Raw genomic sequence first — 21,421 nt, 5'->3', positions numbered from 1 at the left:
GCGGTAAAGGTGATGAAAATGCGTACAGCGGAGATAAAAAGAAAAACTAAGGAAACTGATATAGAGGTGTTCGTGAAGCTTGACGGTGAGGGCAAGGTAAGTGTAAACACAGGCATAGGCTTTTTTGACCATATGCTTACAGCCCTTGGAGTACACAGCGGAATAGACATGGACATTGAGTGTACAGGCGACCTTTATGTTGACGGACACCACACCGTTGAGGACGTTGGCATATGCTTGGGCAAAGCCTTTGCGGAAGCATTGGGCGACAAAGCAGGCATTGCAAGATATGGCTCGGCTTTCGTGCCAATGGACGAAGCTTTGGCATTCTGCTCACTGGATATAAGCGGCAGACCTTTCCTTGCGTTCAATGCTGAGTTCCATGACGACAGGATAGGTCAGTATGACACCTGCCTGACAGAAGAATTTTTCAGAGCCTTTGCATTCAACTCTGGCATAACACTGCATATCCGTGAGGAGTACGGCAAGAACGACCACCATATTGCAGAAGCAATGTACAAAGCAGTGGCTCACGCTTTGAAGGACGCTGTAAAAATAACAGGAACAGGAGTTTTATCCACCAAAGGAGTGCTTTAAATGATAGCAATAATCGACTACGGTGCAGGCAATATATTCTCTGTAAAAAACGCTCTGGACTATCTTGGATTTGAAAACAAGCTCACAGACAAAAAAGAAGATATCGAAAAAGCCGACGCAATTATCCTCCCCGGCGTGGGAGCGTTCCCATGGGCAATGAATATGCTCGGTCTTAGCGGTCTTATCAACACTATCAAGGAGCAGGCTAAAATAAAGCCATTCCTTGGCATATGCCTTGGAATGCAGCTTCTTTTCGAGAAAAGCTATGAGTTTGAGGAGTGCAAAGGTCTTGACCTTATCGGCGGCTATGTTGACAAGATAAACGAGCCTGACCTTGTTATCCCACACATGGGCTGGAACAAGCTTGTGTATAACCACGATTGTCCTCTTTTTGACGGTCTGGGTGATGACGAATATGTCTATTTCGTACATTCATACAAGGCTTTCTGCGATAATAAAAATCTGTATGCCTACTGCGAATACGGCTCAAAAGTCCCTGCGGTGGTATCGGACGGAAGATATATCTTCGGCTGTCAGTTCCACCCTGAAAAGAGCGGAAAGACCGGTCTTAAAATACTTGAAAACTTTGCGAAACTGTCACAGGAGGTAAAATAATATGCTTGCAAAAAGAATTATACCATGCCTTGATGTGCGTGACGGAAAGGTAGTAAAGGGCGTAAATTTCGAGGGCATAAAAGAAGTCGGCGACCCTGTTGAATGTGCATATGAATATAATTTGCAGGGTGCAGACGAGATAGTTTTCTATGACATAACAGCCTCTCACGAGGGCAGAGGAGTTATGCTTGACGTTGTTCGTGAAACAGCAAAAAAGGTATTTGTACCGCTCACTGTTGGAGGCGGTATCAAAACTGTTGACGATATAAGAGATACTCTCCGTGCAGGCGCAGACAAGGTGTCTGTGAACTCTCAGGCAGTGCAGAATCCTCAGCTTATAAAAGACGGAGCGGATATTTTCGGCTGTCAGTGCATCTGCGTTGGCGTTGACGCAAAGAAGGTCGCTGATAACAAGTGGACAGTTTATATAAATGGCGGCAGAGTGGATATGCGAATGGATCTTATCGACTGGGTTAAAAAGTGCGAACAGCTCGGTGCAGGTGAGATATGCCTTAACTCTATCGACACAGACGGTGTAAGGGGCGGCTTTGATCTGCCTATGCTGAAAGCTGTGTGCAGTGCTGTAAAGATACCTGTTATCGCAAGCGGCGGAGCAGGAAAGCTTTCAGACTTTGCTGACGCTTTTCTTGAAACTGATTGCTCGGCGGCTCTTGCGGCAAGCCTTTTCCATTTCAAAGAGCTGACAGTTGGACAGGTAAAGGACGATTGCAGGAGCAAGGGAATTATCGTGAGGTGAGCATAATGATTGTTTTCAATATCGTATTTACTTTGTTTATACCAGTGCTTATGATATTGTGCGGCTATCTGATGTATAAGCATACACCGAAAGATATCAACGGCTTGGTGGGCTATCGCACTGCTATGTCAATGAAAAATCAGGAAACGTGGGATTTTGCCCACAATTATTGCGGACGTCTGTGGGTAAAGGTCGGAGCGGTCATGACGATAATTTCGGCATTGGTCTGTGTTCCATATTTCTTTATGAGCAGCGGCAAGGCGACTGTGATAATGTGCATAGCTGAAGTGATACAGGTGGTAGTTTTGTGCTGGACGATAGTACCAACAGAACGAGCACTCAAAGATAATTTCGACCAAGACGGCAACAGAAAGGACAAATAATGAACCCAATAAAAGTTGATATAAACGATCTGGATAAATACTTTGTAAAAAGTGAGCTTACACCTGCTATCGCATTTGATGTGGATACAAAAACTGTGCTCATGCTTGCTTATATGAATAAGGAGAGCCTGAAAAAAACGCTTGAAACAGGCTATACATGGTATTGGAGCAGATCAAGACAGGAGTATTGGAACAAGGGTGCAACAAGCGGTCATCTGCAAAAGGTAGTTTCTATCTATGCGGACTGCGATAACGATACCCTGCTCCTTAACGTAAAGCAGACAGGTGTAGCCTGCCATACAGGCTCATATAGCTGCTTTTTCAATGAGATATATAATACGGAGGAAGAATAAAATGACAGTTTATCAGGAAATTTTCGAGGTAATAAAACAGCGTAAAGCTGACTATGAAGCAGGCAAGGCGCAGGAGAACAGCTACACAGCTTATCTTTTTGACAAGGGCGTAGACAAGATTTGCAAAAAGGTGGGCGAAGAGGCTACAGAAACAGTTATCGCTGCCAAAAACGGTGACAATGACGAACTGAAAAACGAGATAAACGATCTTCTCTATCACGTTATGGTGCTTGCGGCAAATCAGGGACTTGAGTGGTCTGACGTTGAAAAGGTACTTGACGAGAGAAACGAAAAGATAGGCAATCTGAAGAAATTTCATCAGGTAGACAAGAACACCTGATTATGTGTATCCAAAGCTCTGCGTTCATGCGCAGGGCTTTTTTTTGCTTTATGAGAGGATTTTCAGAAATTTAAGCACACAAAAGCCTTTTGCCGAATAGAATATAGCGAAGTAAAAAAACTTCCATGATTTGATTTATAGGAGGACTTACTATGAGCGATTTTAACGGCAAACCTTTCAAGGAAGCAATGTGTATCGAAGCAATGCGTGTGTTTGATTCATGCTCGTCACAGGATTGTCTGGAGGATCTTGCGTTTACATTCAGCCAGGCAGACCAGACCGTGATAAACGCTGCGGCGTATATCAAAAGCACTTGTATCGACGTGACAGACGTAAGCTTTGCAATATCACCGGTGGCATTCAACCACGGCTTTTACGCAGTTGACGTTACTTACACATTCAAGGCGCAGATAGAAGCATATGAAGCGGCAGGCGCAGCTCCAACAGTAGTTTACGGCACATCATCATTCACAAAAAAAGTTATACTTTTCGGCAGCGACGGCGGCACACAGAGATTTTCGACCTGCGAAGCCGATCAGATCGTCACCACCTCGCCTACAAGCGGCTGCTCATGCTGTTGCTGCACAGCGGCAATGCCTTGCGCTTCTGTGAGCGTAGCAGCGCCAATGTGTCTTGACGCAAAGCTTGTCGCAGAGCCTGCACCAAGCGAGGAAAAGAACGTTCTTATCACTATCGGACTTTTCGCTATCATTCAGTTGTCAAGACCTGTGCCTATAATGGTGCCTGTATATGATTACTGCGTACCTGGCAAGGAGTGTTCCACAAACGGTGACAGCCCATGCGAAATGTTTGAAAAGATAGCATTCCCGACAGTAGAATTTTTCCCAAGAGGACTTGAAGAACCCCACTGCAAGGAAGAAAATGATACAGAGGGTCAGGGCGAAGCTCAGGGATAATATGTGATCTATGGGGGCGGAGTTTTCTGCCCCTTTTTGTTTTGAAAAGCGACCTGTTTGGCTCTTCGCTCCCAAAACGCTTGACAAGAAGCCTGAAAAGATTTATAATTAAAGGGAATGTACGAAATGAAATGAGGATATCAATGACTGAGAATTTTTCGGAAATAATAAATGAGGAAACAGCTCCGCAGAAGCTGCTCCAATGGTCTGGTGAATACGAAAGAACTTGCGGTCACAAGCCACTTGCCCTTATCCATTCATACGGATGTCAGCAGAACGTCAGCGACGGCGAGAAGATAAAAGGTATGCTCTCAAAGGTGGGCTATGAGTTCACGTCCGATGTGAACGAGGCTCAGCTTATACTGTATAACACCTGCGCTGTTAGAGAAAATGCCGAGGACAAGGTGTTCGGCAAGCTTGGCGACCTTAAACATCTCAAAGAAAACAATCCCGAGCTTATTATAGGTATCTGCGGCTGTATGGCTCAGCAGAAGCACGTTGCCGAGAAAATAAAAAAGACCTATCGTCAGGTGGATCTTGTTTTCGGAACTTTTGCATACAACGATATGTATAATATGCTGTGGGAGATAATATCAAAGCATGACAGGATATTCAATCTGTCAGAAAATCATGTTGACATAAACGAGGATTTCTTGCAACTTCGTGACGATAAGATAAGAGCGTTCGTGCCTATCATGTATGGCTGCAACAATTTCTGCACCTATTGCATAGTGCCTTACGTCAGGGGCAGAGAACGCAGCAGAAAGCCTGAGTCCGTTATCGCAGAGGTAAAAGCACTTGTGAAAAACGGCTATAAGGAAATAACATTGCTTGGTCAGAACGTTAATTCATACAGCTATGGTTTTCCTGAGCTTTTGAGAGAGCTTGACAAGATAGAGGGGGACTTCCGCATAAGATTTATGTCAAGCCACCCAAAGGACGCAAGCCATGAGCTTATTGACGCTATACTTGAGTGTAAAAAGGTGTGCAAGCATTTGCATCTTCCTGTGCAGGCAGGCTCAGACAGGATACTAAAGCTTATGAATCGCCGCTATACCACGGCGGATTATCTGAAAATAATCGACTATGCCAGAAGCAAAGACCCTGAGTTTTCATTCACAACAGACCTTATCGTAGGCTTCCCAAGTGAAACATACGAGGAGTTCTGCGAAACTAAGGAGCTTATCAAAAAGGTAAAGTACGATAATATCTATTCTTTTGTGTATTCAAGACGAAGCGGCACAAAGGCTGCCGAAATGGAGGATCACATCTCAGATAAGCAGAAGGGTCTGTGGCTGAGAGAACTGCTTTTGGAGCAGAGAGAGGTGTCAACAGCGTGGCTTTCAAGATTTGTGGGAAGAACTGTCACCGTGCTGCCAACAGGCGAGGGCAGAACCGGCGCTGATTATCTCACAGGCAAGAGCGACGAGGATATGATCGTCGAGGTGAAAGCAGATAAAAAATATATCGGTAAATTCATTCAGGTTCGCATAACAAAAGCAATGAACTGGGCTTTGAGAGGCGAGCTTGTTGAAGATAAATAACAGCGAAAGCTGAATAATATTTAAAGGAGAATTACCATGGATGTAATCGAAATGACAAGAAAGCTTGGACAGGCTATTCAGGAAGACGAGAGATACAAGGCTTATATGGAGGCTTGTTCTATCAATGATACAGATGTTGAGATACAGAACAAAATAGGCGAGTTCAATCAGCTCCGTTCACAGCTCAGCGTTGAGATGCAGAAGCCTGATAAGGACGGCGAGAAGATGACAGCACTTGACACTCAGATCAGAGAGCTTTATGACGAGATCATGGCTATGCCTAAGATGATCGCATTTAACGAAGCTAAAGAAGTTATGGATAAGCTTCTTGGCTCTGTAAACTATATCATCTCAATGGCTGCAAACGGCGAAGACCCAATGACTTGCCCGGAGGAAGCTCCTCATAGCTGTTCAGGAAGCTGCGCATCATGCGGCGGCTGTCACTAAGACAGTATCAAAAGACGAATAACAGTCAGGGGGAGCTTATCCCCCGTCTGCCCGAATCTGAAGACCACTTCAGACTGGGGCGGATAATTTCTATAGGGATATGTGCGTGGATAAATATATGAAACGGAGTGAGTTTGAGTGGAAACCAAAGATATAGATTTTTCAAAGCTGTCACCAATGATGAAGCAGTATTTTGAAGTAAAGAACAAATATAAAAACCATATACTGTTCTACAGACTGGGAGATTTTTATGAAATGTTCTTTGATGACGCTATCATTGCGTCAAGAGAGCTTGAACTTACTTTGACAGGTCGTGACTGCGGACTAGAGGAAAGAGCGCTATGTGCGGTGTGCCTCACCACGCCTGCGACGTTTATCTGAAAAAGCTTATAGAAAAAGGCTACAATGTTGCTATCTGTGAGCAGACCATGGACCCTGCTATGTGCAAGGGCATAGTGCCGAGAGAGGTCATAAGAGTAGTCACCCCCGGCACGCTTATCGAAAGCAGTATGCTTGATGAAACGTCCAACAACTATATCTGTGCATTTTATATGAGAGCCAAGGAAAGCGCATTGTGCCTTGCGGATATTTCCACAGGCGAGGTGCATCTGTTTGAGTTTGAGGGCAAGGAAATGACAAGCTCGGCTATAAATGAGCTGTCGAGATTTTCCCCTGCGGAGATTCTTATAAATGACGCTTTTCTTTCAAATAAAGAGCTTTCAAGCTTCATAAGAGAAAAGCTCAAGACCAGCGTTCAGCTTTTGGAGGAGAACGATTTTTCCCCTGAGATACATACAGAAGAGGTGCTGAAACAGTTTTCCACAAACAGCCTTGAATCTATTGGCGTTAAGCCTGACACAGTTGCAGCATTTGCGGTGTGCGGACTTTTTGCATACATACACGATACACAGAAAGCATTGGTGGGCAGATTTTCCGAGATAATAAAGCATGACGCCGACCCTATCATGACTATCGGCTTCACTGCAAGAAGAAATCTGGAGCTTACAGAAACTCTCAGAAATAAAGAGAAAAAAGGCTCGCTCCTATGGGTGCTTGACCATACCAAAACTTCAATGGGCAAGCGTATGCTAAAATCCTTCCTTGAACAGCCCCTTGTCAATCCTGCAAAAATAATCGACAGACTTGACGCTGTTGAACAGCTCACAATGAAGCCTGTTGAGCTTGGCGAGCTAAAAGAGATACTGGGCGGAGTCTATGACCTTGAAAGACTTATGACAAGGGTAATGTATAAGACCGCTACCCCCAGAGATCTTAAATCACTGTCGCTGACAGCACTTAAACTCCCTGAGATAAAGGAGCTTCTCAAAGGTTTTGATTCAAAGCTTCTTGCAAACTGCAACAATAAAATATCCACCCTTGAAGCTATCTCAAACCTTGTTGAGAACGCCATTGTTGACGAACCGCCTGTTAATGTCAAGGACGGCAACGTTATCAAAGACGGCTTCAACGAACAGCTTGACGGACTGAGAAATATAATCTCAGGAGGCAAGGGTATAATTGATGATATCGCAGAGCGTGAAAGAGAAAAAACGGGTATCAAAAATCTGAAAATAGGCTATAACCGAGTTTTCGGATATTATATCGAGGTAACAAAGTCTTACTATGACCTTGTGCCTGACAACTATATAAGAAAACAGACCCTTGCCAACTGCGAGCGTTTTATCACGGACGAGCTTAAAGTCGCAGAGAACACTATCCTCGGTGCAAGCGATAAGATAGTTACCCTTGAGCAGGAAATATTTGCGGAGATAAGAGATTTTGCAGCCACACAGCTTAGACTTGTGCAGGAAACTGCTACAGCAGTGGCGCAGATAGACGTGCTTTGCTCGTTTGCAACTGCGGCGGTGAACAATAACTATACAAAGCCTGAAATAGCCATTGACGGCATTATTGATATCAAAAACGGCAGACACCCCGTTGTTGAGCTTATGCAGAAAGACGAGGTTTTCGTGCCTAACGACACATATCTTGATCTTACAAGCAACAGAATGGCTGTCATCACAGGTCCGAATATGTCAGGTAAATCAACTTATATGCGTCAGGTTGCTCTTATCACCCTTATGGCGCAGATAGGCTGCTTTGTACCTGCGGACTATGCAAAAATATCTGTGGTCGACCAGATTTTCACAAGAATAGGCGCTTCTGATGACCTTACCGCAGGACAGTCTACCTTCATGGTGGAAATGAGCGAGGTAGCAGACATCGTAAAGCACGCCACCAAGAACAGCCTTGTTATCCTCGACGAGGTGGGCAGAGGTACTTCCACATTTGACGGAATCTCCATTGCAAGGGCAGTGTCAGAGTATATCTCCACAAACAGATCAATGGGCTGTAAGACCTTGTTTGCAACACACTATCATGAGCTTATAAGCCTTGAAAAAGAGCTCGAGGGTGTGAGAAATTTCTCTGTTGCAGTAAAGCGTCAGGGAGATAGTATCAAGTTCCTTAGAAAGATAGTTCCAGGCGGAGTTGACGAAAGCTACGGCATAGAAGTTGCAAAGCTTGCGGGTCTGCCAAACAAGATAATAAACAGAGCCAAAGAGCTTCTCGAACAGCTTGAAGCGGAAAACAAAAAGGCAAGAATTGCCGCTGAGCAAATGGAAAGCGACCAGATATCCTTTGACAAAATAAGCGACAGCATCGTTACAGACAGGCTTAGAAAAACCAACATAGATGAAATGACCGACAGCGAGCTTAGAGATTTTGTGAAAGACTTGCTGAGATATGTTTAGGTGAGCGTCATGAAAAAATGGTATGATGAAGAGTACGAGTTTGAAATAGAGGTCACGGGATTTCTCCGTGGCGACCATACTGAAAGATATTGCCGAAACGGCGAGGAGATAGGGGATAAATATTTCTGCACCTATGGTTGTCCTGTGAATAAGAACGGCTATGGCATTTGCAGTAAAACAATGATGATGCTTTATCCCATTATGGAAGCTGTCCGCAGCGGAGGAGATCTCACTAAGATAGGCGGCGACAGCAAATATACAAAAACTATCGTCTGTCCTGACGGCTGTGTCATGTTCCGCTTGACAGCAAAGCCGACAGGCAAGAAAAATTTTCATACAGGCGGCTTTTGGAAAGAGCCATAGAAAAGGATAGAAAAATGTCAGAAATAAAAGTTCTGAGCAAGGAAGTTTCCGAGCTTATTGCGGCAGGCGAGGTAATAGACAGACCTGCTTCAATAATAAAGGAGCTTCTTGAAAACGCAATAGACGCAGGTGCGAACGTCATAACAGTTGAGATAAAAAACGGCGGCCGCACCTATATAAGAGTGACGGATAACGGCAAGGGTATCTCAAAAGATGATCTGCCTATAGCCTTTCTTCGTCATGCAACAAGTAAGATATCAGTAAAAAATGACCTTGACAGTATTATGACCCTCGGCTTCAGAGGTGAAGCACTTGCTTCTATCTGTGCCGTATCCAAGGTAGACGTGCTTACAAAACGTCCCGAGGAGGATTATGGAACGCATTACGTTATCGAGGGCGCAGTGGAAAAGACCTGCGAGGAGTGCGGCTGTCCTGACGGCACAACTTTCGTTGTCAGGGATATTTTCTACAACGTTCCTGCAAGACTAAAGTTTCTGAAAAAGGACGTTTCAGAGGGCAATTTTGCCGCAGACCTTGTTACAAAGCTCACCCTTTCACACCCTGAGATATCATTCAAATTCATCAGGGATAATAAAGTTGAGATATTGACAGCAGGGGACGGCAAGATATATTCCGCAGTTTATTCAGTTTATGGCAGAGATTTTGCAAACTCCATGCTTGAAGTTGACTATACATGGCAGGGTATGCACATAACAGGCTTCACTGTGAAGCCTCTGTCTGCAAAGCCTAACAGACGTTTTCAGAATTTCTTTGTGAACAAAAGATATGTGAAATCAAGGGCTTGTGCGGCAGCACTTGAAGAAGCCTACAGAAATCTTCTTATGACGGGAAAATTCCCGGCTTGCGTGCTTTATATCGATATCCCACCGAACACCATAGATGTGAACGTCCACCCTACTAAAATAGAAGTGCGTTTTTCAGACGAAAAGCTTATGCACGAGGCTGTGTTCTTTGCGGTGAAAAATTCCCTTATGAAGAATGACAGACCTAATGAGATGCACCTTGAAAATAAACGGAATTTCACCGACAGAGAGCTTTTTGATATACCAAAAAAAGATAACAGCGTTCAGCTTAAATTCGCCATGGAGGATAATAGTCAAAAGCCTGCTGCCTCAAAGGCTGAGATACCTGCCCCAAAGCCGCAGACAGAAAAGCAGTACGAAAATTCGTACAGCTATCAAAAGCCCGCACCAACGCTAAAACTGTGGAGAGCAGGAGCATAACTGAGGAAGAAAAAGAAAAGCTCAGCGGCAGTGACGATATGTTCCTTGCAAGCCTTGAACAGCCTGCAAAGAAAGAAACAGCAGCAACAGTCCTTTCAGGCCCTGAGCCAAGACCCCATAAGGTGACAGTGGAGGAGATAAACAAGGCGATAAGCGAGATACCTCTCCCCGAAGAGCCGGAGGAGCAGAGCGGAGAAGCTTTCAAGTTTATCGACGCTCAAAGCTTCACAAAGAAAAAGCCTGTTTCCGTTATCGTGGAGGAGAAAGAGCCTGAAAAGCCGAAGCCGGTTGTGGTGGGCGAGCTTTTCAAGACCTATGTTGTGGCACAGGTGGGCGACGAAATGATACTTATGGATAAGCATGCCGCCCATGAGAGATATATTTTCGAGAGGATAAAAAGCGATGCCGAACAGCTTGAAACGCAAATGTTCCTAGAGCCTATCATGGTGTTGCTTTCCTATGACGAGTATGACGCTCTCACCGCAAACCTCGATAAGGTGTCACAGCTTGGCTTTGAGATAGAGCCTGACGTTGCGCCAACTGTTGCAGTAAAGGGCGTGCCTATCATTCTTGGTGACGATAACCCTGCGGACATAATCAGCGAACTTGCAAAGAATTTTATCGAGAATAAACTCAATCCGCAAATAGAGCTTTTTGACGACCTCTACCATTCTATCGCCTGCAAAGCGGCAATAAAGGCGAACGATACCAACAGCGGAATAGAATTGCAGGCGCTCGTGAACGCCGTTTATGGTCAGGAAAATATCAGATATTGCCCTCATGGCAGACCTGTTATGATAACCCTCACCAAAAGAGATATCGAAAAGCAGTTCAGACGAGTTCTATAAAAAAATGCAGGAGGCGAAAGCTATGGAAAATAAAATACCTCTCCTTGTCATTGCAGGGCCTACCGCCAGTGGAAAGACCGCCTGCGCAGTGGAGCTTGCAAAGATATATGACGGTGAGATAGTTTCCGCAGATTCTATGCAGATATATAAGGGTCTGAGCATCGCCACTGCAAAGCCTACCAAAGAGGAAATGCAGGGTGTGCCACATTATCTTGTAGATTTTCTCGAGCCTGAGCAGGCTTTTTCCGTGGCGGATTATGTGAAGCTCGCAGGTGAGCGTATCAGAGAGATATACAGCCGTGGCAAAGTTCCTATTCTCTGCGGGGGAACAGGACTATATATAAGCTCACTTGTGAACAACGTAATCTTTGACGATACCGAAACGGACGGCTCGGTCAGAAAACGTCTTGAGGAGGAAGCCAGGACGCTGGGCGGTCACGCTTTGTGGGAAAGGCTCAGAGAGGTCGATCCCGAAACTGCTGAGAAAGTCCATGAGAACAACCTGCCAAGGGTCATACGAGGACTTGAAGTCTTTGAAACTACAGGTATACCGCTTTCACAGCATAAGGTGAACAGCCGCCGTGAGAAGTCGCCATATAACGCCTGCATTATCGGTCTTACAGCTTCCGACAGACAGTATCTCTATGACCGTATAAACCGCCGTGTTGATGTAATGGTGGAAAACGGGCTTATAGAGGAGTGCAGAGCCTTTTATGACAGCTTTACCCCTGCTACGGCTTATCAAGCGATAGGCTATAAGGAGCTCGTGCCGTATTTTGAAGGCAAAGCTGAGCTTTCCGAATGCCTCGACAAAATCAAACAGGAAAGCCGTCATTATGCCAAAAGACAGCTTACTTGGTTTAGACGAGTTGACGGAATTCAGTGGGTGGAAACAGATAAATTTGATAGTTTTCAAAAAATTATAGAAAATATCAAAAATATTATAGCCAAATCGGAAATTATGTGATATAATATAATTTGAAAGATTTTATAGTAAAAAAAGCAATACATTGCTGTAAAAATTTTTAGGAGTGTTATTTATGAATAAGAATCTTAATCTTCAGGACGTTATACTCAACCAGATCAGAAAAGACAAGATAGCGTCTACTTTTATCCTTATGAACGGCTACCAGTTCAAAGGCGTTGTAAAGGGCTTTGACAGCTATGTTGTAGTTCTCGATTGCGAGGGCAAGCAGAACATAGTTTATAAGCATGCTATCTCACTATCGTTCCGTCAAGATATATCAACGTTCTTGACGCCGCAGGCAATTCAGATATTTAAGAGGGCAGTAAAAAATGAATTCTCTGACCGTTAAAATACTTACCGGTCTGCTTTCTGTGCTGATAATCACAACTATCGGCAGTCAGATATACAGTGCACTTACAGAGCGTCATGACACCGAGGAAGCTGTGCTTGTTACTATCAATGAGGATATTGCTTTTAAGGGCGTTGTAATCAGAGATGAAAAGGTTGTCACCTATGACGGCGGCGGAGTTTTGGATTATACCTATTCCGACGGCAGTAAAATATCTGTTGGCAATACCATAGCGTCAGTTTATTCTTCCGAGGACGCTGTTACAGCGAAAAACAAGATAAAGATACTTGAAAGCGAGATAGCCGCCCTTGAAAGAGCACAAAATCCGGGTACAACGAATTATGTTCAGCCTGAAACGCTCAAAAGCAAGATAGATAAGGAATATAAGGAGCTTCTCTCATATTCTTCTCAGGATAATTTCTCTGAGTTTGCAAAAACAAGAGAGGATATGTCCCTTGTGATGAATATTTATAATATCGTCACAAAGACCGAGCAGAGCTATGACGAAAGGATAAGCCAGCTTCAGGCGAAAGTCAAGGAGCTGGAGGAACAGACCTCAGGCTCAGGAAAAACGATCACTGCTGATGAAACAGGCTATTTTGTTTCCTATGCAGACGGCTATGAGAGCGAGCTTACTATGGAGAACGCTTCCCAGCTCACCGACAAGGATATCCAAAAGGTCATCGACCAGCCTAGTAAGGACGCACCGAACGCCATTGGCAAAATGTTTTCCGACTATTCATGCAGGATAGCAGGGATCATGGAAAACGATAAAAGGATAACAGAGGGCGCATGGCTTAGAATGACGCTCAGTACCACAAAAAACATCTATGACGTTAAGGTGGAGTCTGTTAAGCCTTGTGAGGACGATGAGAACAAAGTGGTCGTCGTGCTTTCATGCGACAGACTTGACGAAGCCCTTGTTGAGTCAAGAGTGCAGTCTGCGGAGCTTATCTTCGACGAGTATCAGGGTCTTAAAGTTCCAAGAAGTGCGATACGTTTTCAGGGCGATCAGAAGGGCGTTTATGTGATACTCGGCAAGGACGTTACCTTTAAGAAGATCAATGTTATTTACGAGGGCGATGATTATGTGCTCTCTGAAAATACCTCAAACGAGGATTATCTGCTGCTTTACGATCAAATTTTGTTAGAGGTGGTATCAGATGAAGATGTGCAGCAAAGTAGATCAGACAGCAACGCTGTCACCTCAGGATAATTATTTTCCGGAGGTTCTTGAAAACTGTAAGGAAATATGTTATAATGTAGAGAACGCCAAAGCAAAATGGCGTAAGCCTGACGAAGAAGTCAGGATAATGGCTGTCACAAAGACAGTGCCGCCTGAAAAGGTGAATTTTGCTGTGGCTCAGGGCTTTAAGCTGCTGGGCGAAAACAGGGTGCAGGAGTTTCTTTCCAAGAAGGAAGCTTACGATAAAAGTGCAGAAGTGCAGTTTATCGGACATTTGCAGACCAATAAGGTGAAATATATAATCAATGATGTTACTCTGATACAGTCTGTCGATAACCTGAAGCTTGCTCATGAGATAAGCAGGCTTGCAGTGAAGAATAATAAAACTATGAACGTCCTTGTGGAAATAAATATAGGCGACGAGGCTACTAAAAGCGGTGTTTCCGCTGAAATGGCGGAGGAGCTTGTAAGACAGACCGCGCAGCTGCCTAACGTTTCTGTTAAGGGTCTTATGGCTATCCCTCCTGTTGGCTCAGGGGAGGACGTTTTTGAAAAAATGCACGGTATTTTTCTGAGGGTGAAAGAGCAGGATATACCGAACGTGTCTATGGATATTCTCTCAATGGGAATGTCTGGGGACTATGAGCTTGCCATAAAGCATGGCTCAAATTTGGTGAGGATTGGAACAAAGCTTTTCGGAGCTAGAAAATATTTGGAGGATTAAAAATGGGTGCAATGCAGAAATTAAAAAATCTCTTTGTAGGCGAAGATGAACTTGAGCAGGAGGACGCAATGTATCAGCAGCCGATGTATGAGAATAAAACAGAATACAACGAAGCACCAAAGAACACAGGTGCATATGTCAATAACGCACGTCCGGTAAGAATGGAGCAAACCACGACTTTGCAGATAGTTCTTGCAAGACCAAACGATTTTTCAGAGGTCAAGTCTATCGGCGGCGATATAAATGAGGGAAAGACAGTTCTTCTCAACCTGGAAACTGTCAAGAGCGAGGACGCAAAGAGAATACTTGACTTTATCTCAGGCGTTGCGTATGCAAATGGTGCAGACATCAAGATGATGGCTCAGAAAACATTCGCTATCATGCCTAGAAACGTTGGCTTTTCAGGAGTTGACCTTATGAGCGAGCTTGAAAATAACGGCTACAGCTTCTAAAAATGGCTCGTGCTAAATATCAGTTTTTGCCCGACCTGTCTGAGGACGATATCCGTCTGTTAGACAGAGTGTCCGATTGGATAATGGCGGCTGATGAAAAGTATATAACAAAGTTTTCTGCGTTTCTCGATGAAAGGCAGTGTCTGCTGTGCGAAAAACTCATGGCATCTGTGAAATATGAGAATTATAGGCTTTGGGGCGGATATGAAAACGCCGCAAGGCGTATGCTGTGCGTCTATCCTGAATATGGCGAGGCAGAAAGTGAGGATTATCCTATCACCGCAATTACACTGCTGTATCGCAAAGAGGATAAAATAACTCACAGAGATATCCTAGGCTCGCTTATGGGACTAAGAATAAAAAGAGACAGCGTTGGCGACATTCTTGTGGGAGAGGGAAAGTCAGCGGTGTTCCTGCGTTCATCTGTTGCAGGCGAGGTGACAAGTGCTCTGACGAAAGTCGGGAGAGCAGGAGTGAAGCTTAGTGAAGGCTATGATGGCAGTATACATATTGAACAGAAAACTCAGGAAATAAGCGGTACTGTGGCTTCCATGCGTGCAGATTGTATCTTAAGTCTTGCCGCAAGGATATCACGAGAAAAGTCAGCACAGCTTATAAAAAACGTGGGTATTGAAATAGACCATATGCCGAAAAATTCACCGAAAATACTTCTTGAAGAGGGCTGTACATTTTCAGTGAGAGGATACGGAAAATTCAAGCTGCTTTCAGTTGACGGCACAACTAAAAAAGACAGAATACATATAACTTTAAATAAATTTGTGTAAAGATCACGGAGGTCCTAGTATGTTAAATCCAAATAATATTAAAGGAAAAACTTTTGATACCGAGAAAAACGGCTATTCAAAAGAAGACGTAAAAGAATTTCTCGGACAGGTAGCCGAGGATTATGCCGAAGTCGTAAAGGCAAATCAGGATACCGAAGCTAAGATAATCAAGCTCGTTGAGAAGATAAACGAGTACAGAGAGGACGAGGAAGCTATCCAGCAGGCTCTTGTCGTGGCTCAGAAAGAGTCAAATAAGATACTTACTGAGGCCAAAACTCAGGCTCACGATATGATCGAATCTGCCAAAACAGAGCAGGTAAGACTCGCAGAGCAGAGTGCGTCTGAGTGTGAGAGAATAGTTAAGGAACATAAGGAAAAGTGCGCTGAGCTTATCAGAACTAATACCGAGATAACAGAAAAGAAGATAAATGAAGTAAGAGCCGCTTATGACGAGGAGCTTGCTAAGTTTGAGAACCTCAAGGCTGAGGTAACTCAGTTCAAGGCTGACCTTACTCAGCTTTATAATAAGCAGATAAGACTTATTATGGAAATTCCTGCGTCCGAGCCTGCCGAGGATACAGCAGAGGAGTATGAGGAAGAAGAAACAGTCGAGGAAACTCAGGAAGCTGCAGAGGAGCAGGCAGAGGAAACAGCCGAGCCGGAGGAAACTGTTGAGGCTGAATCTGCACCTGTTACTGATAGTGAGCACGTTGAGAAGATACTTAACACTGGTTCTTTCGACCCTGTTATACCAAAGACAGCTCCTGCTGAGCTTAAATTTGGTAAAAATAATTAATTCAAAGGCTCTGTTTTCCGCAGAGCCTTACTGTTCATAAATGGAGTAGGGAATAGATGTTTGTAATTTCGCTTGTTATCATGGCAGTTCTCGTTGCCGCCGACCAGCTCATAAAGTTTGCCGTGACAAATAACCTGCCGCTGAACGGTCAGCCTGTGGAGGTCATAAAGTTCGGCAGCTTTAAGGTGTTCAGCCTGACCCATATAAGAAACTCGGGCGCAGCATGGAGCATGATGTCAGGAAAGACCTGGTTTCTTATCGGTCTGCCTGTTGTCGTACTGATCGTGGCGGTGATCTATATGTATAAGATACGCAAAGGCTCAAAGCTGGAGCTTGTGTCGTTGGCTATGGTGCTTGCAGGCGGTATCGGCAACCTTATCGACAGAATAAGGGTAAAAGAAGTTGTGGACTACATCAAGTTCGAGCCTGTCAATTTCCCTATCTTCAACTTTGCGGATATCTGTATCGTTATCGGCGGAATTTTGTTCGTTATCTGCTTCTGCTTTTTGGACGAAAAGAAAAAGCCGATCCGTGACGATATAAAGGTCAAAGACGAAAATGACAAAGCTTGATTTTATTGCCACTGCCGAGCAAACAGGCGAGCGTATCGACAGATTTCTGTCGGCGCAGAATACAGGTCTTACACGTTCCGCTGTGCAGAAGCTTATCGAGGACGGTGGCGTGACCGTTGGCGGCAAAAATGTAGCTAAGAATTATAAGCTCCGAAACGGCGATAAGGTTGAGATAATTATTCCCGACCCTGTGGAGCTTGACGTCAAGCCACAGAATATCCCCGTGGAAATAGTCTATGAGGACAGCGAGCTGCTTGTGGTGAATAAACCTAAAGGCATGGTGGTACACCCTGCCGCAGGCAATCCCGATGGCACTTTGGTGAACGCATTGCTTTATCATTGTCAGGGCAGGCTTTCTTCAATAAACGGCGTCATTCGCCCTGGGATAGTCCATAGGATTGACAAAAATACAAGCGGTCTGCTGATCGTTGCCAAGACCGACAGCGCACATAACTTTCTTGCGGCTCAGATAAAAGAGCATAGCTTTACAAGAGAGTATGAAGCTGTACTCACAGGCGGCCGCCTAAAGACCCCTACCGGCACAGTTGACGCACCTATCGGCAGAAGCAAATATGACAGAAAGAAAATGTGCGTGACAGAGCAAAACTCCAAGCACGCAGTTACCCATTATGAGGTGCTGGAGGAGTTAGGTCAGTATTCGCTGGTGAAATTCCGTCTTGAAACAGGCCGAACCCACCAGATAAGAGTACATTCTGCCTATATCGGTCACCCTGTCTACGGCGACGATGTTTACGGCAAAGCTGTAAAGGGAATCGAGGGGCAGTGCCTCCACGCAAAGAAAATTGGTTTTATACACCCTGCGACCAAGGAATATATGGAGTTTGACAGCGAATTGCCCGATTATTTTCAGGCGGTGCTGAAAAAACTCAGAGCAGGGAATTGACCCACGGAAGTGATTTTATGTTTGAAGATATATCAAAAGTCCTGCTTATAACGGATATGGACGGAACTTTTCTTCCCGCAAGCAAGATACCTACCCCGAAAACTCTCGCCGCTGTCAAGTGTTTTGAAGAGGCTGGGGGCAGATTTTCTATCGCTACAGGCAGAGCCATTCAGGCGGCTAGACAGTATTTTGACATGGTGAATGTGAATTGTCCTATCATAATGTCAAATGGTGGAATGGTCTACGATATCCATACGAAAGAGCAGATATATAACGTCTTTCTGCCAAGCTTTGCGGCGGATATCGTCAAGGAGATACTTGCCGATAATCCTTATGTTGGCTGTGAAGTGCTTACTGTCAACGAGGTCTATGTGCCAAGCATGACCCCTATGGAAAAGCGCCATAACGAGATTTGTAAGCTCATTCCCGTTCAGTGTGCCGTTGACGAGATACCTGACAAGAACTGGTATAAGGTGCTTTTTGCAGTTGAGCCTGAGCGTATGGACGAGCTTATAAACTATGTGGCAAAAAAAGGCTACAAAGGAGTAGATTTTGTGCGTTCAAGTATCGAGTATTACGAGATACTTCCACAGAATATATCAAAAGGTACGGCTCTTGAGGAGCTGAGAAAAGCTTGTGGCATGGAGGATTTTACTTTCGTGGCTGCAGGCGACTATAATAATGATATTGAACTTCTTCAAGCGGCTGACGTGGCATATTGCCCGTCAAATGCGGCAGAGGAGGTCAAAAAGGTTGCGGATAAGGTCTTTGAGCAGTCCTGCGAGGAGGATTTTATTGCCGCAGTCATAGATGAAATTTTTGAAAAACTGAAGAAATAATATTTTTTTGGAGGTCAAAAGTATGGACGAAACATTAAAGAAACAGCTTGAGATCACAGCCTGCAAGGTTCGTCTTGGAATACTCGAGGGAGTATTCAACGCAAAGTCGGGTCATCCGGGCGGATCGCTCTCTATAGCAGATCTGCTCACATATCTCTATTTTGCCAAGATGAACGTATATCCTGATAAGCCGGAAGAGCCTGAGAGAGATAGGCTCGTGCTTTCAAAGGGTCACACAGCACCTGCACTCTATGCAACTCTTGCAGAAAAAGGCTTTTTTCCAAAGGAGGAGTTGAAGTCCCTCAGACATATCGGTGCAATGCTTCAGGGTCACCCTTGTATCTCTATCCCTGGCGTTGATATGTCCTCTGGATCCCTTGGACAGGGCATTTCTGTTGCCTGTGGTATGGCGCTTTCAGGAAAGCTCACAAGCGATACCTATAAGGTGTATACTATCCTTGGCGACGGCGAGATCGAAGAGGGTCAGGTATGGGAGGCTGCAATGTTCGCCGCTCATTATAAGCTTGATAACCTCGTTGCTGTTGTGGATAATAACGGACTTCAGATCGACGGAAAGATAGAGGATGTAATGTCGCCATATCCTATCGTTGACAAGTTTGCAGCATTTGGCTGGCACGTTATCACAGCCGACGCTCACGATTTTGACTCACTTGAAAAAGCATTCAACGAGGCAGAAACAGTATGCGGTCAGCCTTGCGTTATCGTAATGAAGAGTATCAAGGGCAAGGGCGTTTCATTTATGGAAAACAACGTTTCATGGCATGGTTCAGCACCTAACAAGGAGCAGTATGAGCAGGCTGTGGCAGAAATAAACGAACAGCTTAAAAGTCTGGAGGGTTAAGCAATGGCAGAATTGAAGAAGAAAGCTACAAGAGAAAGCTACGGCGAGGCTCTTGCAGAGCTTGGCGATAAGTACGATAACCTCTATGTTTTTGACGCAGACCTTGCTGCTGCAACAAAAACAGGTATATTCAAGAAGAAATTTCCTGACAGATTTTTTGACTGCGGTATCGCCGAGTCAAATATGATGGGCGTTGCAGCAGGTATGGCTGCCACAGGCAAGATACCATTTGCTTCTACATTTGCAATGTTCGCCGCAGGCAGAGCATTTGAGCAGGTTAGAAACTCTATCGGCTATCCTCACCTCAACGTGAAGATAGGTGCAACACATGCAGGTATCTCTGTAGGCGAAGACGGTGCAACACATCAGTGCAACGAGGATATCGCTCTTATGAGAACTATCCCTGGCATGGTGGTAATAAACCCTGCCGACGACGTTGAAGCAAAGGCTGCCGTTGAAGCCGCTATCCTCCATGAAGGTCCGGTTTATCTTCGTTTCGGCAGACTTGCCACACCTGTTTTCAATGACCCTGAAACATATAAGTTTGAGCTTGGCAAGGGCGTTAAGCTCCGTGACGGCAAGGATATAGCTATCGTTGCAACAGGCCTTATGGTTTATGAAGCTATCGAGGCTGCAAAAACACTGGCAGCCGAGGGTATCGAAGCAACAGTTATCAATATCCACACTATCAAGCCAATCGACGAGGATATCATCGTTGAAGCCGCAAAGAACACAGGACTTCTTCTTACAGTTGAGGAGCATAGCGTTATTGGCGGACTTGGCTCAGCCGTTGCAGACGTTCTTGCAGCAAGACACCCTGCAAAGCTTGTTAAGATCGGCGTTAATGACGAGTTCGGTCACTCAGGCCCGGCAGTTGATCTTCTTAAAGAATATGGCCTCTGCGCAGACAATATCGTTGCAAAGGCAAGAGATGCTGTTAAGGCAAAGTAATAAAAGCACCAAACGGACGGATATCTTCCGTCCGTTTTTTTGTACACAAGAAAAGACACGCTTACGATCTTGTAAACGTGTCTTTTCTTATGCTTTTACAGTGCCTGCATGAGTGTCGATAATGTTGTTTATACATATGTAAAGATAAGGCTTAAGCTCGCCAATGTCCACAGGCTCGTTGTAAAGTATGGACGAGTAGCAGGTTGAGCTTACAAGCTCAACTATCATGAATATCATGACCTCAGGCTGAACAATATTATATGGAGCGTCAGCAAGCATAGCGTCATAAATGTTGCGGAAGTCGATGTCATCGTCCTTTATAGGCGATGTAAGAGCGTGCTTGAAAACACCCCAGCTAAGATTCTTTGCAATAAAAGTCAAAAGCGACTTGTTCTCGTTTAGCTGGTTGATGATGTTGTCAACAATAAAAATAATTCGTTCGTTAAATGTAAGCTTCTTGCCACTCGCATTTAATGCCTCGATAGCGTTTCTGAAAAGCTGTGACGACTTGTGAGAAACAAGCTTGTTTCTTATGTCATATTTGTCCTTGAAATAAAGATAAAACGTCCCTTTCGCCACACCAGCGTTGTTCACGATGTCTGAAATAGAGGTCTTGCTCACTCCCTTGGTGGTAAAAAGACTAAAAGCCGTGTTAAGCAGAGAGTCCTCCTTTACCTTTTTGTTGGTATCAAGCTTGCCCATTTTAACACGTCCTTCCTTATTGAATTATTTCGTATCCCGACCATGCATAGGCTTACTATGGCTGATCCTATACTTATTATAATACAAATTCTTGTTAAAGTCAACGGAGCAAAATGACCAATAGTCACTTATGACCGTTGGTCATTTTGTGCAATTCTACAAAAAGAATGA

The 21,421-nt window shown here is 44.5% G+C and carries 27 protein-coding genes; 26 read left to right on the top strand and 1 reads right to left on the bottom strand.

The features are described from left to right. The first annotated feature begins 18 nt into the window (after positions 1-18). The 26 genes from hisB (at position 19) to DW793_RS04095 (ending at position 20,548) form a co-directional block, all read left to right on the top strand. On the top strand, positions 19-597 hold the full coding sequence (gene hisB, locus DW793_RS04210) for an imidazoleglycerol-phosphate dehydratase HisB (protein WP_118157158.1): 579 nt from the start codon (positions 19-21) through the stop codon (positions 595-597). After that, entirely contained in the window at positions 598-1,212 is a 615-nt protein-coding gene (gene hisH / locus DW793_RS04205; RefSeq protein ID WP_118157148.1) for an imidazole glycerol phosphate synthase subunit HisH, read from the top strand. A 1-nt stretch (position 1,213) separates the two neighbouring features. Beyond that, positions 1,214-1,969, top strand: a complete 756-nt coding sequence (gene hisF / locus DW793_RS04200; protein WP_118157147.1) for an imidazole glycerol phosphate synthase subunit HisF — start codon at positions 1,214-1,216, stop codon at positions 1,967-1,969. A gap of 5 nt (positions 1,970-1,974) precedes the next feature. Further along, positions 1,975-2,352, top strand: a complete 378-nt coding sequence (locus tag DW793_RS04195) for an SdpI family protein (protein ID WP_118157146.1) — start codon at positions 1,975-1,977, stop codon at positions 2,350-2,352. Next, the gene (gene hisI / locus DW793_RS04190) at positions 2,352-2,705 is read left to right on the top strand and encodes a phosphoribosyl-AMP cyclohydrolase (protein WP_022287378.1); all 354 of its coding nucleotides are present in this window, start codon (positions 2,352-2,354) and stop codon (positions 2,703-2,705) included. Before DW793_RS04195 ends, hisI begins: the two co-directional genes overlap by 1 nt. A gap of 1 nt (position 2,706) precedes the next feature. Next, positions 2,707-3,045, top strand: coding sequence for a phosphoribosyl-ATP diphosphatase (hisE, locus tag DW793_RS04185; RefSeq protein ID WP_022287377.1), 339 nt, complete (start codon positions 2,707-2,709; stop codon positions 3,043-3,045). A gap of 152 nt (positions 3,046-3,197) precedes the next feature. Then, positions 3,198-3,962: a hypothetical protein gene (locus DW793_RS04180; protein WP_118157145.1), complete on the top strand. Its 765-nt coding sequence runs from the start codon at positions 3,198-3,200 to the stop codon at positions 3,960-3,962. A 143-nt stretch (positions 3,963-4,105) separates the two neighbouring features. Next, positions 4,106-5,506, top strand: a complete 1,401-nt coding sequence (miaB, locus tag DW793_RS04175) for a tRNA (N6-isopentenyl adenosine(37)-C2)-methylthiotransferase MiaB (RefSeq protein ID WP_022287375.1) — start codon at positions 4,106-4,108, stop codon at positions 5,504-5,506. A 36-nt stretch (positions 5,507-5,542) separates the two neighbouring features. Next, positions 5,543-5,953 carry a YlbF family regulator gene (locus tag DW793_RS04170; RefSeq protein ID WP_022287374.1) on the top strand — a complete coding sequence of 137 codons (411 nt, stop codon included), beginning with the start codon at positions 5,543-5,545 and terminating at the stop codon, positions 5,951-5,953. A gap of 138 nt (positions 5,954-6,091) precedes the next feature. Continuing rightward, entirely contained in the window at positions 6,092-6,334 is a 243-nt protein-coding gene (locus tag DW793_RS15150) for a hypothetical protein (protein WP_252969659.1), read from the top strand. Next, positions 6,295-8,706: a DNA mismatch repair protein MutS gene (gene mutS / locus DW793_RS04165; protein WP_252969658.1), complete on the top strand. Its 2,412-nt coding sequence runs from the start codon at positions 6,295-6,297 to the stop codon at positions 8,704-8,706. Before DW793_RS15150 ends, mutS begins: the two co-directional genes overlap by 40 nt. Positions 8,707-8,715: 9 nt before the next feature. Beyond that, complete coding sequence (locus DW793_RS04160; protein WP_118157144.1) at positions 8,716-9,069, top strand: TIGR04076 family protein; 354 nt, start codon at positions 8,716-8,718, stop codon at positions 9,067-9,069. 14 nt (positions 9,070-9,083) lie between these two features. Continuing rightward, a complete protein-coding gene (gene mutL, locus DW793_RS15145) occupies positions 9,084-10,313 on the top strand; it encodes a DNA mismatch repair endonuclease MutL (protein WP_252969657.1) in 1,230 nt (409 codons plus the stop codon). Beyond that, the gene (locus DW793_RS15140) at positions 10,295-11,161 is read left to right on the top strand and encodes a hypothetical protein (protein ID WP_252969656.1); all 867 of its coding nucleotides are present in this window, start codon (positions 10,295-10,297) and stop codon (positions 11,159-11,161) included. The genes mutL and DW793_RS15140 overlap by 19 nt, the downstream gene beginning before the upstream one ends. Before the next feature lie 22 nt (positions 11,162-11,183). After that, a complete protein-coding gene (gene miaA / locus DW793_RS04150; RefSeq protein WP_118157143.1) occupies positions 11,184-12,128 on the top strand; it encodes a tRNA (adenosine(37)-N6)-dimethylallyltransferase MiaA in 945 nt (314 codons plus the stop codon). Between the two features lie 73 nt (positions 12,129-12,201). Next, positions 12,202-12,477, top strand: a complete 276-nt coding sequence (hfq, locus tag DW793_RS04145; protein ID WP_390624620.1) for an RNA chaperone Hfq — start codon at positions 12,202-12,204, stop codon at positions 12,475-12,477. Continuing rightward, positions 12,458-13,693 (top strand): HlyD family efflux transporter periplasmic adaptor subunit, encoded by a 1,236-nt coding sequence (locus DW793_RS04140; protein ID WP_117926990.1) that lies wholly within the window; start codon positions 12,458-12,460, stop codon positions 13,691-13,693. Before hfq ends, DW793_RS04140 begins: the two co-directional genes overlap by 20 nt. Further along, on the top strand, positions 13,641-14,387 hold the full coding sequence (locus DW793_RS04135) for a YggS family pyridoxal phosphate-dependent enzyme (protein ID WP_242992020.1): 747 nt from the start codon (positions 13,641-13,643) through the stop codon (positions 14,385-14,387). Before DW793_RS04140 ends, DW793_RS04135 begins: the two co-directional genes overlap by 53 nt. A 2-nt stretch (positions 14,388-14,389) precedes the next feature. Continuing rightward, positions 14,390-14,839, top strand: coding sequence for a cell division protein SepF (locus tag DW793_RS15135; protein ID WP_252969655.1), 450 nt, complete (start codon positions 14,390-14,392; stop codon positions 14,837-14,839). 2 nt (positions 14,840-14,841) lie between these two features. Then, on the top strand, positions 14,842-15,624 hold the full coding sequence (locus tag DW793_RS04125) for a YlmH family RNA-binding protein (protein WP_118157142.1): 783 nt from the start codon (positions 14,842-14,844) through the stop codon (positions 15,622-15,624). 19 nt (positions 15,625-15,643) lie between these two features. Beyond that, positions 15,644-16,420: a DivIVA domain-containing protein gene (locus DW793_RS04120; protein WP_117863232.1), complete on the top strand. Its 777-nt coding sequence runs from the start codon at positions 15,644-15,646 to the stop codon at positions 16,418-16,420. A 56-nt stretch (positions 16,421-16,476) separates the two neighbouring features. Further along, positions 16,477-16,992 carry a signal peptidase II gene (gene lspA, locus DW793_RS04115; RefSeq protein ID WP_118157141.1) on the top strand — a complete coding sequence of 172 codons (516 nt, stop codon included), beginning with the start codon at positions 16,477-16,479 and terminating at the stop codon, positions 16,990-16,992. Then, on the top strand, positions 16,979-17,896 hold the full coding sequence (locus DW793_RS04110) for an RluA family pseudouridine synthase (protein WP_118157140.1): 918 nt from the start codon (positions 16,979-16,981) through the stop codon (positions 17,894-17,896). The genes lspA and DW793_RS04110 overlap by 14 nt, the downstream gene beginning before the upstream one ends. 17 nt (positions 17,897-17,913) lie before the next feature. Continuing rightward, a complete protein-coding gene (locus DW793_RS04105) occupies positions 17,914-18,735 on the top strand; it encodes a Cof-type HAD-IIB family hydrolase (RefSeq protein WP_118157139.1) in 822 nt (273 codons plus the stop codon). Positions 18,736-18,757: 22 nt separating this feature from the next. After that, positions 18,758-19,597 carry a transketolase gene (locus DW793_RS04100; protein ID WP_022287361.1) on the top strand — a complete coding sequence of 280 codons (840 nt, stop codon included), beginning with the start codon at positions 18,758-18,760 and terminating at the stop codon, positions 19,595-19,597. Between the two features lie 3 nt (positions 19,598-19,600). Further along, entirely contained in the window at positions 19,601-20,548 is a 948-nt protein-coding gene (locus tag DW793_RS04095) for a transketolase family protein (protein WP_022287360.1), read from the top strand. A gap of 87 nt (positions 20,549-20,635) precedes the next feature. Here DW793_RS04095 and DW793_RS04090 read toward each other — a convergent pair whose 3' ends face one another. Next, on the bottom strand, positions 20,636-21,250 hold the full coding sequence (locus DW793_RS04090) for a TetR/AcrR family transcriptional regulator (protein ID WP_117856574.1): 615 nt from the start codon (positions 21,248-21,250) through the stop codon (positions 20,636-20,638). Positions 21,251-21,421 lie beyond the last annotated feature (171 nt).

This window comes from Ruminococcus sp. AM31-15AC (assembly GCF_003462045.1).
Taxonomy (GTDB): domain Bacteria; phylum Bacillota; class Clostridia; order Oscillospirales; family Ruminococcaceae; genus Hominimerdicola; species Hominimerdicola aceti.
This window is presented reverse-complemented; position numbering and strand designations above follow the sequence as displayed.